Genomic DNA, 17,055 nt, shown 5'->3' on the forward strand with positions numbered 1-17,055 from the left:
TAAAGTTTTACGGATAAATATTCCCAAAATGAAAAAATTGATACTTTTGATGGCCGTACTCTTGACCACGGCCCTCTCTGTTCAGGCACAGCGCACTGTAAGCGGACAAGTCATCGACGACGTGAAGGAACCCGTGATACAGGCCACTGTGGCTTTGTTGAAAACCGACAGTACGCTGGTGGGCAACACGGTGACTGACGCTATGGGACAGTTCTCGGTGACAGCTCCTAAGGATGGTAAGTACTTGTTCCGCATCACGTATGTGGGCTATAAGTCGCTGTTTCGCTCCATCACCATGGCAGGGAAACCCATCGACATGGGGACACTGCAGATACAGGTGGACGCCATCATGCTGAAAGGTACTGAAATTGTGAAGAACATGGCGCGTGTGTATTCGAAAGAAGACACCATTATATATAACGCGGGCGCGTATAAGACGCCCGAGGGCTCTGTGCTCGAAGAATTGGTAAAGCGCCTGCCCGGTGCCGAACTGAGCGATGATGGAAAGATTACCATCAACGGCAAGGAGGTGAAGAAAATTAAGGTGGACGGTAAGGAGTTTATGAACGGCGACACGCAGACGGCGATGAAGAACCTGCCTACGTCTATCGTTGAGCGCGTGAAGGCTTACGATGAAAAGAGCGACCAGACGCGTATCACGGGTGTGGACGACGGCAACGAGGAGATGGTGCTGGACTTCGGACTGAAGCGCGGCATGAACAGAGGCACGTTTGCCAATGCTGACTTTGGTATCGGTACCAAGGAGCGCTACACGGGCCGACTGATGGGTATGACGTTTAAGGATGACTTCCGCATCATGGGATTCACCAACGCAAACAATGTGGGCGACCGTGGATTTGGCGGAGGCGGTCCTGGCGGACGCTTTGGCGGAGGTGGTCAGGGACTGCAGGCACCGAAGATGTTTGCTGTAAATATGAACTACGAGAAGAAGAACTTGCTGAAGTTGGATGGCGGCGTGCGCTGGAACCACAACGATGGTGACACGTGGAGTCGTACGGCAACAGAGAACTTCGTGTCGAAGACGGGCGCCTTCTCCAACAGTGTGAATCAGAACTACTCGCGCAGTAACTCGTGGAGCGGTAATTTCCGCGTGGAGTGGACACCCGACACGATGACGAACATCCACTTCCGCCCCTCGTTCAGTGTCAACAGGAATGATGGTCTGTCGCAGTCGTTCTCGGCATCTTTTGCGCAGGATCCCTATAACTATGTGAACTACGCACTGGACAGCAGGGCACAGTTGCAGAATGCCATCAACTATCTGCAAACGAACTATTTGGACGACAAGCTGTTGGTGAACAGTCGTGATAATGCTTCAATGTCGTACAGCAACAGCACGCGCTTTGGCGGTGAACTGCAGATGACACGCAAGCTGAACTCGCTGGGACGGAATATCTCTTTACGCTTGACGGGTAACTACTCTGACGGTGACTCGAAGTCGCTCTCGCTGCAAGAGGTGGACCTGTATAAGACCACGATGGACCTTTATGGTGGCAGCTATAGCGAATACTACAGAAACCGTTATAACGTGACTCCCACGAAGAACTACGACTACTCGGCTCGACTGACCTATAATGAGCCTGTGGCCGACCGCATCTATCTGCAGTTGAGCTACGACTTCCAGTATCGTTATACGAAGAGTGATCGCTCTACTTACGACTTCAGTGAGTGGCCTACGCTGGCTAATGCCGCTGGACAACCTTTCTCGCTAGATGACTTTAACTTCCAGTATCGCCAATGGGATCATAACCTAGGACAACTGGTGGAGAGCGGTAAGACAATGGATGACTATCTGAGCAATGAGCTGAGCCGCTTCTCGGAATATAAGAACTTTATCCACACGGGTGAGGTGATGCTACGCATGATTCGCAAGGACTATAACTTCAACGTGGGACTGCAGCTGATTCCACAGACATCGAAGTTCTCGTATCGCTATCTGGGCGTGGACTATGGCACAACCACTCGCACGGTGGTGAACTGGAGTCCTACAGCCAACTTCCGTTGGAAGATCTCGGACCAGGGACAGATGCGCTTCCAGTACCGTGGTTCTACGAGTCAGCCTTCGATGACAGACCTGTTGGAAATCAGGGACGACAGCGACCCCTTGAATGTCACGGTTGGTAATGCTGGCTTGAAACCTTCGTTCACCCAGAACTTCAGCTGGCGTTTCAACAACTACTATCAGAAGCACCAACGCTTCGTGTTCGCCAACCTGAACTTCTCGACAACAAGTAACAGCGTGACCAGCAAGGTTTACTATAATCCTGAGACTGGCGGACGCACTTCTACTCGCGATAATATCAATGGCAACTGGAACGCACGTGGCGAGTTTATGTTTAACACGGCACTTGATACGTTGGGTCGTTTCAATATGAACACGCGCACTACGGCTGGCTATACACACAGTGTGAGCTATCTGGACGTGAATCAGGATGGTAATGTTCAGAAGAATGCCGTGAACCAGACCTCACTGGGACAGCGACTGGGATTCAGCTATCGTAACGACTGGTTTGAGTTTGAACCCAATGGTTCGATCAACTATACCTTTGGTCGCAACAAGTTGCAGGAACAGGGCAACCAGGATACCTGGAACTTCAGCTATGGTTTCAACACCACGGCACAGTTGCCTTGGGGTATGCAGCTGACCACCAATCTGAACATGAGCTCGCGTCGCGGTTATAGTGATGCGTCGATGAACACCAACGAACTGATATGGAATGCACAGATTTCACAAAGCTTCCTGAAGGGTAACCCTCTGTCTGTTCGCCTGGAGTTCTATGATATTCTGGGACAGCAGTCAAGCTTCTCGCGTACACTGAATGCGATGATGCGTTCGGATACGGAGACCAACGCCATCAACAGCTACGTGATGCTGCGCGTGAACTATCGTCTGAACCTGTTTGGAACGAAAGAGGCACGACAGAGCATGCGTAACGCTGGCGGACCAAACGGTTCCGGCGGTGAAGGACGCCGTGGCAACCGCGGCGGATTCGGTGGCGGCAGCGGACGTCCTGGTGGCGGATTCGGTGGTCCACGAATGTTCTAAGATACAAAAAAGGCACGGATGTTGAAGTCCGTGCCTTTTTTATGTTTCTTAGAAAGATTATTCTTTTCTATCGTCAATGTTGTCACCCTCAGTGGGCTTCATCTCTTCTTTGAAGTCAGAGATGCCATTCTCGATGAGGATGTTGTACCACTGAATCAACTTCTTGATGTGGCTGGTCTGCACGCGCTCGCGGTCGAACTCGGGCAGCACCTTGCCGAAATACTCGCGCAGCTCGTCGCCACTTGCCTTCTTATAATCTACAGAAGACTTCTTGCCGTCTTCCAGGTTCTTCATGCTGTCCAGCACATCCATCAAGGGCACATCGTCTGTTTCGGTGTACATGGCGATGTCGGCCAAAGAAGTGATGCGGTCGGTGCCGAAAGCAGGCTGACGACGATGGGTGGCATCGAGTGCTTCCACAATCAGGCTGTTCTTGGCACGTGATACTAATTTGTAGAGTCCGGGCTTACCGGCAATTGCTAAAATGGTCTGTTGCATATTTCTTCTTGTTTATTTAATTAAATTGTCTATTTGTGGTTCGAGGGGCGTCTGCCCGTCGTTGATAATTTCATAATCGGCTCTGGCTCTCACCGTCTCTTGCGGTAGTTGTCGGGCTATCCATTCCTTGGCCTTCGCCTCGCTGATGTGGTCGCGCTGCATGACGCGCTGGATGCGAACATCTTCTGGTGCTGTCACGACAATGACCTTGTCGAGCAGTTTGTCGAGGCCTGACTCAAAGAGAATTGCACTCTCTACCCAGTCGATGCCGCTCTTCTCATAGTCGTCGAAGACGGCGGGGTGGACAATGCTGTCTATGGCCTTGGCGTTTGCCTCTGAGGCTAACAGAAACTGTGCTACTGCGGCCTTGTTGAGACTGCCATTCTGGAGGTAGGTGTCGGGACCAATCAGTGCAGTGAGCTGTTGGCGGAGTGGGGCTGAGGTGCGCATCAACCGTTTGGCAGCGCTATCACAGTCGTAAACTTCTATTCCTCGCTGCTTCAGTAGCTGGCATACAAAACTCTTGCCGCTCCCGATGCCTCCTGTGATTCCTATTCTCATTGCTCTTCAATCAGATAGTCCACTTGGTTAACACTCAGCTTGGCCTGCTGGATGGCTGTGGGTACCTTCTTCAGGTATATGTTGCACTTCGTCGATTCGCTACGACTGAACTCCTCGTAGTCGGCCACCACGAGGAAATCGTCGGGGGTCAGCGACTGGAAGTCCTTCATGCCTGTCACAAAGGTGATTTTGACCTTTGCGGGGAAGGTGCGCAGCACTTTGCCTTCAGGCATGTTGATGCCTACGATGGGAATGTTGTCGATGCTCTCTTCTGTCAGAACATCGGTGATAAAGCAAACAGAAACCTTGTTGGGTACCATCTTCACACCCGACAGGCGGGCCAGGTTTGTTTCGATGGTGAGCGTGTCGTGGAAGTTCTCGTAGTGCAGCTCTTCTGTATATACCACCGAAATGCTGTCCAGCTTCTTTCTGGAAGCATAGATGGTGACAGAGTCTGGCGAGTACCTGGTCTCGGAAATGAAATAAAGGGGCTCGGGGATAACTTGTCCTTGGATGCGGACGGGCACCTTCTTCTTCTCACCATAGTTATAATAGAACACCAGCTTCTCGGGTTTCACACTGACAATCCTTGAAGAAGCAGGTAATGTTTTGCTGATGAGTTTTTGAAGATCGCTGTTGGTAATGACACCTGTACCGTTGCTTCTGGCAAAGTTGTCGAAGTCAATATCGATACACTTGTCGCTGTTGCCATAGAGCAGCGCCAACAGCGTGATGCCTTTGTCGCCTACCACAACCCTCACGGTGTCAATCTCGTTCGAGGTGATGACGGCATTCTTGGGCACGTTGACGTAGCGAACGGGTATCTTTAACTCTTGCTCGTATTGAACATCGAGCGTCATGAGTAGCCAAAAAATACCTGCTAACGCAAAGAAAGCAAGAAAAACCAGAAATTCCCTGTTAGCCTTGCTAAACTGGAAATGACTGGCTGTGCGGAAAATATGAGATGGGCTCAATGTGCTTGGTTTACTTCTGCAAAGGCAGGTTTGCCATATCTTTGAACACAAAGCTCTTGTCAACTGTGATGACTACATCGCGTGCAATCTTCACCTCGACGGTGTTCTTTGCCAGGTCGATGCTCTTCACAGTGCCATAGATACCACCACCAGTCACAACAGCTGTTCCTTCGGTCAACTCGTTCTGGAACTTCTGAATCTCTTTCTGTCTCTTCTGCTGAGGACGGAACATAAAGAAATACATGATGGCAAACATAGCCACAATCATCAAGATGGGCATCATCATGCCACCCTGCTGTGCACCAGCCTGTGCAACTAAAACGATATTGGTCATAATCTTATGGTAATAATAAAAATTGGTTAGTCATTGTTTGTCTCTCTGTTCTCGATGGGCTTCATCAGTCGGCCTGTGCTTACCAGGTGGCGAGCAATGGCGTCGAGCATACCATTGATGTAGCCAGCACTGCGTGGGGTAGAGTAGAACTTAGCCAGCTCTACATACTCGTTGATGGTTACAGAAACGGGAATGCTGGGGAAGGTCATCATCTCGGCAATAGCTATCTGCATGATGATAACGTCCATATAAGCAAGGCGAGAGAAATCCCAGTTGCGAGATGCCTCGCTCATGAAGCGCTGATACTCGTCGGCGTTCAGGATGGTGGCGCGGAACAATTTGCGTGCATAGTCCTTCTCTTCCTCCGAATCGTACTCGGGTAGCAGAGTCTGGGCATCACCATTCTTCTCGTCGAAACGCTTGATGGTCTTCAGTACGAAGGTGTCAACAACGTTCTTGTCGTCATTCCAATAAAGACTCTGCTCCTCGAAAATGGCATCCAGGTCTTCATTGTCTTCAATCAGGGCACGATACAGACGGCGCCACAACTCACGGTCGTTGGCATAGCTGTCTTCTGTGCTTTCCATGTACTCCTGATAAATCTGACTCTGTTCGATCTTCTCGAACATCTTTCCAATAAATTCTGGGTAATCGGCCCAGGCATGCTTCTGTGTTTCCTGAAATTCGTTCAGTTGATGGTTGTTTTCCAGTTGAATGGCAAAACGGTTGTAGGCGAACTTCTGTGATGGAGCCTCTGTTCCCTCACGCTCAGCTTTAGCTTGAAGAATCTCCAGTCGGCGACGTGACTCCTTGGTGATGGCCACCATCAGCGACAGCAAATGATTGTATAAATCATAAGCCTTTGAGAGACTAAAGAAGAGTTCTTTTTCTGCACTGTCAATGTTCTTGTTACCGTTTTGATAGTACGCGTAGGTTAACTGAACAATCTTAATACGTATGATTTCTCTGTTAATCATCTTTATATTGTCATTTTATCGGATGCAAATTTAGGCATTTTTCCTCTATTATACAAGTAAAACGTTCTTTTTTTGAAAAAAAACATGCTCGTTGAATTGTATTTCATAAATTATTTGTACCTTTGCACCGCTTTTTTCGTGTGATGGCGAATTAAGTCTAATTAATTTTTATTTAACAACTTAATTTAGAGTAACACATTTATTGTTATGAAAGAGATTTCAATCAATGGCCAGGTGCGCGAGGCCTTAGGCAAGAAAGCCTCAAAGATGCTGCGCAAGGAGGGTCTCGTTCCCTGCAATCTGTATGGTGAAACAAAGGGTGAGAATGGTCTGCCCGTAGCACTGTCTTTCACTGCTCCTATGTCTGAGCTTCGTAAGGTTGTTTACACTCCTCACGTTTATGTTGTAAACATCAACATCGATGGTAAGGAGCGCAAGGCAATCGTTAAGGAGTTGCAGTTCCACCCCACAAGCGACGCTCTGCTGCACGCTGACTTCTATGAGGTTAACGACCAGAAGGATATCACTGTAGGTATTCCTGTTAAGCTGAACGGTCTGGCTCAGGGTGTACGTGATGGTGGTAAGCTGAACCTCAGCATCCGCAAGATTGACGTTACCGCTCCTTATAAGCAGATTCCTGAGATCCTCAACGTTGACGTTACAAACCTCGGTCTGGGTAAGGCCATCAAGGTTGGTGAGTTGAGCTTCGACGGTTTGAAGTTGGCTACTCCTGCTCAGGTAGTTGTATGCTCAGTTAAGGAGACTCGTGCTTCTAAGGCTGCTGCTGCCGCTGCTGCTGAATAATATCAGGAGAAATGGACAAGTACTTAATTGTTGGCTTGGGTAATGTCGGCGATGAATACGACTTAACCCGCCACAATACTGGCTTTATGGTATTGGATGCTTTTGCGAAAGCATCCAATATCTGTTTTGAAGACAAACGCTATGGTTTCGTGGCAGAGACTACTCTCAAAGGTCGTAAGGTGATTCTTCTGAAGCCTTCTACCTACATGAATCTGAGTGGTAATGCTGTGCGTTATTGGCTTACTAAAGAGAATATCGACCAGAAGCGTCTGCTCGTGATTAGCGACGATGTGGCTCTGCCATTGGGCGACTTCCGCCTGAAGGGTAATGGCTCGAATGGTGGGCACAATGGCTTGGGACATATCCAGCAGCTGATAGGTCAGAACTATGCACGTCTGCGTATGGGCATTGGCAATGAATATGCCCGTGGCGGACAGATAGACTGGGTGTTGGGACGCTATTCCGAGGAAGAGCAGAAAGAACTGCAACCCAGCATCGACCTAGCAGTGGACATTATCAAGAGCTTTGTGCTGGCTGGTATTGACATCACGATGAACCAGTATAACAAACTGGGAAAAAGAGCAAAAACAAAAAGCGAATAATCTGTCAACGTATGGGTGAGGCAAGAATAGACAAGTGGCTTTGGGCGGCACGCATCTTTAAGACAAGGAGCATTGCTGCCGATGCCTGCAAGAACGGACGCGTTGGGGTGAACAATGTGTTGGTGAAACCCTCGCGAATGGTGAAAGAGGGTGATGTCATCAGTGTGCGTAAGCCTCCGGTTACCTATTCTTTCAGAATTCTGAAGACCATCGAACAGCGTGTCGGTGCCAAGCTCATACCGGGCATATACGAGAATATCACACCACAAGACCAATACGAGCTGTTGGAGATGAACCGCATCAGCGGATTCGTGGATAGAGCTCGTGGTACCGGACGCCCCACGAAGAAAGACCGTCGCGCCATGGATGCCTTTGTAACCCCTTCGCTCGAGGGGTATGGCGCCTTCGACTTCGATAGTTGGGACGATGACGATGATGAAGAAGAAGTCTAACAATTTACCAATTATTTAATCATTAAAACAATGAAAATAGGAAAGCTAATTCTAGGAGCAATGGCCATCTTGATGATGATGACTTCGTGTTTCGACGACAAAGATCCGTATAGTGCGGGCATCAACTTTGCTCGTCCTCGTTATCTGAATAATGGCGTTTATGCCAACACTACTGTCGACTCAGTGGTGATGTTTAGTTATGGTAAATGGAACGTCTCGCTTTCTGACGGCAGTTGGACTCGTCTGGGACTGACGGAGGGAAAGGGCAACGTGATATATCGCATTCCCGTATCCTTTGATCAGAATACCACTGGTAAGAGTCGCCAGTGTATGGTTCGTTTCTACGACGTAGAGCATCCCGATGTGGCCAGCATATTCTACTATATTCAGCATGCCACTCGCGGTGATGGCTCTTTGGGCAACGCACCTGCTGTGAAGAAAATTACTGGCAGCGATGGCAGCCTCTTTGAGTTCAGTTATGACAGATTGTACCGTCCGGTCAACCTCACAATGTCAAAGAACGGCACTCAGCTTCGCAGTGTGACGCTGAACTACAATGACAGAGACAGTTCGCTGGTGGTTTATGATGGCGAGGAAACGTATTCTTGTACGTATTCTCCTGATTATCAGCCCTATTCGCTGAAGTCATCTACGGATACTATCGGCTATTACATGGTGAAGAATAAGTTCTATTATCTTCCTATTAATACTGCTTTCAGCTACGAACATCATAAGAGCGGTAAGGTGGTTAATGCTGCTACCTACTACGTCAACGGCCGTTCGCTTGCTGCCGACAGCATGCATGTGGCCGACAGCGTATATCAGTATGCTAATGGTGAGATTATTGAAAAGGTGATGCCTAAGTATAGCAATGTGGACAATCGCTGCCAGACGGTAGATGTCAACCAGCTTGTGGAGGGTATTGACAATTGCGACCCCTATTTGCTGATGTCACTCTTCCGCTATGCTCGTCATACGAGTGTTCTCAGCGAGCTTACTTCGGGCAAGCGTCATCAGACCGTCGAGGTACAGCTGAACGCCGATAAGAGCATCAGTCGAATGACGGTGAGCACCACTGGTGGCGACACGGTTGTGTACAACTTCGAATATTAATTTATAATAGGGGTACTTGCTAAACCCCCTCTCGCTGGGCGTTGGCTCGCGACAAACAAAACAAGATTATGGAAACAAACAAGAATCAGCGTATCAGTGTGCTGTTTATGTTCTACGGCATACTGTTCTGCGTTTGTCTGATAACGGCAAACGTTTTGGAAACCAAACAGATTTCGTTTGGTCCGATGAATATGACGGCAGGACTTATCGTGTTCCCAGTTAGTTATATCATCAATGATGTAGTGTGTGAAGTTTGGGGCTATAGCCGCACGCGTCTGCTCATCTGGATGGGCTTCGCCATGAACTTCCTCTTTGTGCTCTTTGGCGCTATTGCCGATTGGATTCCTGGAGCACCCTATTGGCATGGTGAAGAGGGCTTCCATCAGATTTTCGGATTGGCACCCCGTATTGCAGCAGCCTCTTTTCTGGCATTCCTCTGCGGCTCGTTCGTCAATGCCTATGTGATGAGTCGTATGAAACTGTCGTCCAACGGACAAAACTTTTCTGCTCGTGCTGTGCTAAGTACAGTCTTTGGCGAGCTGACCGATTCTCTCATCTTCTTCCCCTTGGCCTTAGGAGGCGTTATCCCCTGGGAAGAGATGCCCTCGCTTGTTATCACTCAGGTGACGTTGAAGACCGTCTATGAGATTCTGGTTCTTCCTGTGACCATCCGTGTGGTGAAATTTACAAAAGCTCACGACCACGAAGATGTGTTCGATCGTGACATCAATTACAACATCTTTAAACTGAAAGAATAATGGCAACAAGAGAGTCAGAAGGTCTTCATGCCCTCGGTAAGAAGACCGAATATCGTAGCGACTATGCACCCGAGGTGCTCGAGACCTTTGTCAACAAGCACCCTGACAACGACTATTGGGTACAGTTCAACTGTCCTGAGTTCACTTCGTTGTGTCCCATCACGGGCCAGCCCGACTTTGCAGAAATCAAGATCATGTATATTCCTGCAGAACGAATGGTGGAGTCAAAGAGTCTGAAACTCTATCTTTTCTCGTTCCGCAATCATGGTGACTTCCATGAAGACTGTGTGAATGTCATCATGAAGGACTTGGTGAAGTTGATGGAGCCTAAATACATCGAGGTCGTTGGATTGTTCACTCCCCGTGGTGGCATCAGCATCTATCCATATGCTAACTATGGTAAGCCCGGTACTAAGTACGAGAAGTTGGCCGAACAGCGCCTCATGCAGCATCAATGCATATAGTTAATAGCTGAAAGGTTACATTAACAAGGCTATAATAGAAACTATATAAAAGAAACAAGCGTGACTTCCCATGGAGGCCACGCTTGTTTTTGTTATTTCTCATTCTATCAATTTTCTTCCTTAATTTTCTTGTAGTAACCTCTCAAGCCTTCAGCAAATCGGAAGACCAAAGTGTCGGGAGTCAGCATCTCCAAGTCGGCAGTGTCGCTCAGCAAAACCTGCTGCTGTCCCAGGGAGTCGGGCCTTACGCTGCGAAATACGATTTTACCGTTATAGATAAACCATTCGTTGTAAAACTTCAGTTTAGGGTATTCCACGGGCGATTCCTCATCGCTGGTAGCCTTTCCTCTGCTCATACCAATGGGGAAAGCCACATTGTCGGCCTTGATGCTGATGCCATACTCGCGCTCCACTTTCAGCAGTTTGACAATCGTGTCTGGCAATTGGCTTATCTTCTGCTTGATGGTGTGTCCTTCCATGTCAGCACGCATGCGTAGGGTGGGGAGCACCTTGTAGCACCAGTTGCCTTGCAGGTCTTCGGTCACAATCACCATGTCTGCCTTGGTCGTGTCAACGCCATTGCGAACAATAGCCAGCTTGTCGCCGATACGTGGATGACCGAAAATCTTGTGCTGTTTCGAGGCTTCAAGAATATTCAGTGTGTCGGGGTCTGATCCTGAGTAGGGCGTCTCCAGATAGACCACGATGGTGTCGTTGCATCCATCGCAAGCCATACCATAGATGGTAGAGTCACCTTCTATTCTGGTGAACACCACTTCCTCTTCCTCGTTGCTTATTTTCTCTTTGCTTGTGCCGCAAGCCACGAAACATCCGATGGTCAGCAGCAATGCGAATGATAGAACTTTCTGTTTCATTATCTATGAATGCTGGTTTTGTGGGCAAAGGTAATGAAAAGTTGGCAGTTAAAGTATAGCTAATGTGATATTTTTTTATTGTCATTCAGTAAAAAAACGTTAAATGGTACAAATTACTTTATCTGCGAGGTCCTTAACTCCCAACTCTTTAGTACCTTTGCACCAATTTTAATTTTCAGTACCGAAATATTTGATAAAATCTATTTGATAAATCTATGGGAAAAAAGAAAATCAAGTTTAGTCTTGTGTACCGTGACATGTGGCAGTCATCTGGTAAGTTCCAGCCACGCAAGGATCAGTTGGAGCGCATTGCTCCCGTCATTATCGAGATGGGATGCTTCGCTCGTGTTGAGACCAATGGTGGCGCTTTCGAGCAGGTGAACCTCATGGCAGGTGAGAATCCTAACGATGCCGTACGTGCTTTCTGTAAGCCATTCAACGAGGCAGGCATTCAGACCCACATGTTGGACCGTGGTTTGAACGCACTGCGCATGTATCCTGTGCCCGACGATGTTCGTGAGCTGATGTATAAGGTCAAGAAGGCTCAGGGTGTTGATATCCCCCGTATTTTCTGTGGTCTGAACGACACACGTAATATCATTCCTTCTATCAAATGGGCCAAGGCTGCAGGTATGATTCCTCAGGCCACCCTTTGTATCACCAACTCACCCGTTCACACCGTTGACTATTATTCAAACATTGCCGACGAAGTGATTGCTGCTGGTGCCGAGGAAATCTGTCTGAAGGATATGGCCGGTATTGGTCAGCCCGCTATGCTGGGTGCTCTGACCAAGGCCATCAAGACCAAGCATCCCGATATCATCATCCAGTATCATGGTCACTCAGGTCCTGGTCTGTCTATGGCTTCTATTCTCGAGGTATGTAACAATGGTGCCGACATCATCGATACAGCCATTGAGCCTCTGTCATGGGGTAAGGTTCATCCCGATATCATCTCTGTTCAGTCTATGCTGAAGAACGAGGGCTTCGATGTTCCTGAGATTAACATGAATGCCTATATGCAGGCACGTACGCTCACTCAGGAGTTTATCGACGAGTGGCTGGGCTACTTTATCAATCCTGCCAACAAGCACATGTCTTCACTCCTGTTGGGTTGCGGACTGCCTGGCGGCATGATGGGTTCTATGATGGCCGACCTTGGTGGCATCCAGACCATGATCAACAAGCTGCGTGCTCAGAAAGGCGAGCCCGAGCTGACCATGGACGACATGCTTGTGAAGCTCTTCAACGAGGTTGAGTATGTATGGCCACGCGTAGGTTATCCCCCATTGGTAACACCATTCTCTCAATATACCAAGAACATTGCCCTGATGAACCTTCTCACCATCGAGCAGGGCAAGGGTCGCTTCGTGATGATGGACGACGCTATGTGGGGCATGATCCTCGGTAAGAGTGGTAAGATTCCCGGCACTGTTGATCCCGAGCTTGTTGAGTTGGCTAAGCAGCAGAAGCGTGAGTTCACTGATGTGGATCCTCACACCTTGCTCGAGAATGCCCTCGATGGTTTCAAGAAGGAAATGGACGAGAACGGTTGGGACTATGGTAAGGACAACGAAGAGCTCTTCGAGCTGGCCATGCACCCCGAGCAGTATCGTGCCTACAAGAGTGGTCAGGCCAAGAAGCAGTTCCTGGCAGACCTTCAGAAGGCTAAGGATGCTAAGCTTGGCACCCAGCTGAGCGCTGAGGAGCTGGCAGCCTTCAAGCATGCTAAGGCCGACGCATTGGTAAGTCCTTCTGCTGGTCAGATTTTCTACGAGTTCAATGGCGAGGGCGAGTGCGCACCTTGTCTCGAACCATTCATCGGTCAGAAGTACGAGGAAGGCCAGACCTTCTGCTACCTGATGGAGAAATGGGGTGAGATTGTGCCCATCCCCGCAGCACTCGGTGGTAAACTTGTTGAGGTTGGTGTCAAGCAGGGCGCAAAGGTCCGCAAGGGCGATGTGCTGGCTTGGATAGAGCGCGATGCCAAGTAAGGAAGTGGACTATCAATCAATTATAAATCAGTATTATGCAGAAGATGATCAGTTGCGTCGTCTTCTGCTTTTTCATTCTCGTCAGGTGGCCGATCGCAGTCTGGCTATCTGTCGCCAGCATCCCGAGTTGTCGCTCGACGTACAGTTTGTGGAAGAGGCAGCCATGCTCCACGACATCGGCATCCGCTGGTGCCACGCGCCTTCCATCTTTTGTGTAGGCGAAGCCCCTTACATCGAGCATGGACAGATTGGCGGACGCTTGCTGCGCCAACTGGGTTTCGAGCGCCATGCCCGTGTCTGCGAACGACATACCGGTACCGGACTGCCGGGGTTCGAGCCCGAGACCCTTGAAGAACAGCTGGTGTGCTATGCCGACAAGTTTTATTCAAAATCACATCCCGAGCGTGTGCTTACCGTCGAACAGGCCGCTCAGAGTTTGGAACGCTTTGGTCATGAAGGCGTCGAAAAGTTTCTTGGCTGGGCCAAAATGTTTGAATAAAGCGTAAAATAATGGGCTCTACGTCAAAAAACTCATAACTCTTATCCTCTAACTCTCAACTTTTTCGTATCTTTGCACCCGTGAAACGCAAATATGCGATATTTGTTTTGCTTTCCGCTTTCATCTTTGTGTTGGCGGAAATACCTTCATCGCCCCTTCAGAACATGATTCTTAACAGGGTGATGGACGACTCGTTGTTTGCCGACACACTGCCTCACGACACTTCTATCTCGCCTCATGCTAAGCCCGCTGCGGCGGCGTTGAAGCGCGATACCTCTCAGATGGATTCTCTCGAACTGGCTATCTATAAGCACAATAAGGCCATCGACGATTCGCTGGCGCTGGATAGCATCAATCGCAAGAAGAAAAACGGTATCGATTCGCCGGTGAAGTTCTCTGCCGAAGACTCGCTGGTTTACCAAGCTGGCGCAGGCATGGCTCATCTCTATGGTTCATCGCACGTCACCTATCAGAACATGGACCTCACCAGCGAGAAGATTTACCTCTGTCTCGACTCTTCGCTGGTTCATGCCACTGGTGCCCGCGACACCCTTGGCGAGATGTTCGGCACGCCTGTGTTCAAGATGGGCAGCGATAGCTACGAGAGCGATACAATGGCCTTCAACTTCAAGACCAAGAAAGGACTTATCCAGCAGGTTTACACCCAGCAAGAGGATGGCTTCCTGACCAGTGAGTTGTCGAAGCGTGGTGCCAATGGCGAGCTCTATCTGCGCCACGGACGCTACACCACTTGCGACGAACCCCATCCCGATTTCTATCTGGCTCTGTCGCGTGCCAAGGTGCGCCCCGGCAAGGATGTGGTCTTCGGACCCGCCTATCTGGTGGTGGCCGACGTGCCCCTTCCGTTGGCAATCCCTTATGGCTTCTTCCCCTTCACCAAGAGCTATTCCAGTGGTTTCATCATGCCAACTTATGGCGACGAGACCTCACGAGGTTTCTATCTGCGCGATGGTGGCTACTACTTTGCCATCAGCGACAAGATGGACCTGAAACTCCTGGGCGAGATTTATACCAAGGGGTCATGGGGCATCAGTGCAGCCAGCAACTATCGTCGTCGCTACAAGTACAGTGGCTCGTTCTTTGGTAGCTATCAGAACACCATCACCGGCGAGAAAAACATGCCTGACTATGCCAAGCAGACCAGCTTCAAGATTCAGTGGTCGCATCGCCAGGATGCTAAGGCCAATCCTTATTCCAACCTCTCTGCCAGTGTCAACTTTGCCACCAGCAGCTACGAGCGCAACAACCTGACCTCGATGTATAATCCGCAGGCGCTGACACAGTCCACACGTACTTCGTCGGTGTCGTACAGCACAGGCTTCTCCAGTCTTGGTCTCAGCCTGAGCACCACCATGAACCTCAGTCAGAACATGCGCGACTCTTCTATCGCCATGACGCTGCCCGACCTGAACATCTCGGTGTCGCGCTTCTATCCCTTCAAGCGCAAGCACATGGTGGGCAAGGAGCGTTGGTACGAGAAGATTGCGTTGAGCTATACGGGTCGTCTCTCTAACTCTATCTCTACAAAGGAAGACAAGCTGATGCATTCCAGTTTGGTGAAAGACTGGCGCAACGGAATGCAGCACAACATCCCCGTTTCGGCCAATTTCACCCTGTTTAACTATATCAACATCAACCCCTCGTTCAACTTCACCGACCGTACCTATACCAATAAGGTGAAGCGCTCATGGGACGATGCCGCCCAAACAGAGCTTCGCGACACCACCTATGGATTTTATAATGTCTATAATTGGAACCTGTCGCTCTCTGCTTCTACGAAACTATATGGTTTCTATATACCCTCGCGCAAACTCTTTGGCGATAAGGTTCAGGCCGTACGCCACGTGCTGACCCCCTCTGTCAGCTTCAGTTATGCGCCCGACTTCAGCGCCTCGCGCTATGGCTATTACGATACCTACATGAAGACAGATGCCAATGGCAATGTCTCTATGGTCGAGTATTCTCCCTATCAGGGCTCGCTCTATGGCGTGCCGGGCAAAGGCAAGACAGGTAGTCTCTCGTTCGATTTGTCGAACAACGTAGAGATGAAGATTAAGTCAGATGCAGACACCACAGGCTTCAAGAAGATCAGTCTTATCGACGAGTTGGGCGCTGCCATGTCTTATAATATGGCTACGGATATTCGTCCGCTGAGTGACCTCTCCGTGCGTATGCGACTGAAGCTGACCAAGAGCTATACCTTCAACATGAATGCGGTCTTTGCCAGCTATGTCTATGAGGCCGACTCTGTTGGTGCCACACCTCGTGTCAGCGAGCACACCACCTATTGGCAGCAGGGTAAGATAGGTCGTTTCCAGGGTATGTCGCAGAACTTGTCTTATACCCTCGATAATAATAAGATTTCCAACCTCTTCAAGTGGCTTCGTGGCGAGCGCGTGGAGAAAAAGCAGAAGCGTGATGATGAGGAAGAAGACGAGGACGAGAACGAGGTGGAGACCAACCTCGATCGCGACCTTGAGAAAGGTAAGCATGGGGCTAAGGGACAGGGTAATATGGCAGAGACCGATGAGGATGGCTACATGAAGTTCTCGCTGCCCTGGTCGCTGAGTTTTGGTTATGGTGTCACCATGCGCGAGCATACCGATGTCAGCAAGTTCAACTACAACACGATGCGCTATCCTTACAAGTTCTCGCAGAACCTGAACGTCAGTGGCAATGTCCGTCTGTCGGAAGGATGGAACATCAGTTTCTCGTCGGGCTATGATTTCGAAAACAAGAAGATATCCATGACCACAGCATCGCTCAGTCGCGACCTTCACTGTTTCAACATGTCGTGTTCTGTGGTATTGGCGCCATACACCAGCTATAACTTCTCTTTCCGTTGTAATGCTTCAACCCTTACCGATGCGTTGAAGTACGACAAACGCAGCAGCTATAGCAACAGCGTCCAGTGGTATTAGTGCTTTTCTAAGTGAGAAGTGAGAGGTGAGAAGTGAGAAGGACCCCCTCTAAATCTCCCCGAGGGGAGACTTAACCCCCTCCCTTGGGAGGGTCGGGGAGGGGTTCCTGGTCTGTTTTTCCTCCCCTCCCATGTAGGGGAG

General features: G+C 49.4%; 16 protein-coding genes. 10 read left to right on the top strand and 6 right to left on the bottom strand.

Translation table 11 applies throughout. From position 1 onward, the window contains the following. Positions 1–28: 28 nt before the first annotated feature. A complete protein-coding gene (locus tag T433_RS0110420) occupies positions 29–3,067 on the top strand; it encodes an outer membrane beta-barrel protein (RefSeq protein ID WP_027455755.1) in 3,039 nt (1,012 codons plus the stop codon). A gap of 57 nt (positions 3,068–3,124) precedes the next feature. On the opposite strand, the gene T433_RS0110425 is transcribed toward T433_RS0110420, so the two are convergent. The 5 genes from T433_RS0110425 to nusB form a co-directional block, all read right to left on the bottom strand. Next, positions 3,125–3,565, bottom strand: a complete 441-nt coding sequence (locus T433_RS0110425; protein ID WP_027455756.1) for a DUF5606 family protein — start codon at positions 3,563–3,565, stop codon at positions 3,125–3,127. A 12-nt stretch (positions 3,566–3,577) separates the two neighbouring features. Continuing rightward, on the bottom strand, positions 3,578–4,126 hold the full coding sequence (coaE, locus tag T433_RS0110430) for a dephospho-CoA kinase (RefSeq protein WP_027455757.1): 549 nt from the start codon (positions 4,124–4,126) through the stop codon (positions 3,578–3,580). Beyond that, complete coding sequence (locus tag T433_RS0110435) at positions 4,123–4,986, bottom strand: CdaR family protein (RefSeq protein ID WP_248616513.1); 864 nt, start codon at positions 4,984–4,986, stop codon at positions 4,123–4,125. The genes coaE and T433_RS0110435 overlap by 4 nt, the downstream gene beginning before the upstream one ends. A gap of 124 nt (positions 4,987–5,110) precedes the next feature. After that, the gene (yajC, locus tag T433_RS0110440; RefSeq protein WP_027450129.1) at positions 5,111–5,434 is read right to left on the bottom strand and encodes a preprotein translocase subunit YajC; all 324 of its coding nucleotides are present in this window, start codon (positions 5,432–5,434) and stop codon (positions 5,111–5,113) included. A 26-nt stretch (positions 5,435–5,460) separates the two neighbouring features. Then, positions 5,461–6,411: a transcription antitermination factor NusB gene (nusB, locus tag T433_RS0110445; RefSeq protein WP_027450128.1), complete on the bottom strand. Its 951-nt coding sequence runs from the start codon at positions 6,409–6,411 to the stop codon at positions 5,461–5,463. Between the two features lie 207 nt (positions 6,412–6,618). Between nusB and T433_RS0110450 the strand changes: the two genes are divergently transcribed. The 6 genes from T433_RS0110450 (at position 6,619) to queF (ending at position 10,604) form a co-directional block, all read left to right on the top strand. Continuing rightward, complete coding sequence (locus T433_RS0110450; RefSeq protein ID WP_027450127.1) at positions 6,619–7,215, top strand: 50S ribosomal protein L25/general stress protein Ctc; 597 nt, start codon at positions 6,619–6,621, stop codon at positions 7,213–7,215. A gap of 11 nt (positions 7,216–7,226) precedes the next feature. Further along, positions 7,227–7,817: an aminoacyl-tRNA hydrolase gene (gene pth, locus T433_RS0110455; protein ID WP_027455759.1), complete on the top strand. Its 591-nt coding sequence runs from the start codon at positions 7,227–7,229 to the stop codon at positions 7,815–7,817. A gap of 11 nt (positions 7,818–7,828) precedes the next feature. Then, the gene (locus T433_RS0110460; RefSeq protein WP_027455760.1) at positions 7,829–8,269 is read left to right on the top strand and encodes an RNA-binding S4 domain-containing protein; all 441 of its coding nucleotides are present in this window, start codon (positions 7,829–7,831) and stop codon (positions 8,267–8,269) included. Positions 8,270–8,299: 30 nt separating this feature from the next. Continuing rightward, a complete protein-coding gene (locus T433_RS0110465; protein ID WP_155808477.1) occupies positions 8,300–9,382 on the top strand; it encodes a hypothetical protein in 1,083 nt (360 codons plus the stop codon). A gap of 68 nt (positions 9,383–9,450) precedes the next feature. After that, a complete protein-coding gene (locus T433_RS0110470) occupies positions 9,451–10,140 on the top strand; it encodes a queuosine precursor transporter (RefSeq protein ID WP_027450123.1) in 690 nt (229 codons plus the stop codon). Then, complete coding sequence (gene queF, locus T433_RS0110475) at positions 10,140–10,604, top strand: preQ(1) synthase (protein ID WP_044109704.1); 465 nt, start codon at positions 10,140–10,142, stop codon at positions 10,602–10,604. The genes T433_RS0110470 and queF overlap by 1 nt, the downstream gene beginning before the upstream one ends. Before the next feature lie 107 nt (positions 10,605–10,711). Here queF and T433_RS0110480 read toward each other — a convergent pair whose 3' ends face one another. After that, positions 10,712–11,479: a lipocalin-like domain-containing protein gene (locus T433_RS0110480; protein ID WP_027455763.1), complete on the bottom strand. Its 768-nt coding sequence runs from the start codon at positions 11,477–11,479 to the stop codon at positions 10,712–10,714. A gap of 215 nt (positions 11,480–11,694) precedes the next feature. Between T433_RS0110480 and T433_RS0110485 the strand changes: the two genes are divergently transcribed. The 3 genes from T433_RS0110485 to T433_RS0110495 all read left to right on the top strand — a co-directional run bounded on the left by T433_RS0110485 (position 11,695) and on the right by T433_RS0110495 (position 16,914). Further along, complete coding sequence (locus T433_RS0110485) at positions 11,695–13,473, top strand: biotin/lipoyl-binding protein (RefSeq protein ID WP_027455764.1); 1,779 nt, start codon at positions 11,695–11,697, stop codon at positions 13,471–13,473. Positions 13,474–13,477: 4 nt separating this feature from the next. Beyond that, on the top strand, positions 13,478–13,972 hold the full coding sequence (locus T433_RS0110490) for an HDIG domain-containing metalloprotein (RefSeq protein ID WP_027455765.1): 495 nt from the start codon (positions 13,478–13,480) through the stop codon (positions 13,970–13,972). Positions 13,973–14,052: 80 nt separating this feature from the next. Beyond that, positions 14,053–16,914, top strand: coding sequence for a putative LPS assembly protein LptD (locus T433_RS0110495; protein ID WP_027455766.1), 2,862 nt, complete (start codon positions 14,053–14,055; stop codon positions 16,912–16,914). Positions 16,915–17,055 lie beyond the last annotated feature (141 nt).

It is taken from the genome of Xylanibacter brevis ATCC 19188 (genome assembly GCF_000621725.1).
Taxonomy (GTDB): domain Bacteria; phylum Bacteroidota; class Bacteroidia; order Bacteroidales; family Bacteroidaceae; genus Prevotella; species Prevotella brevis.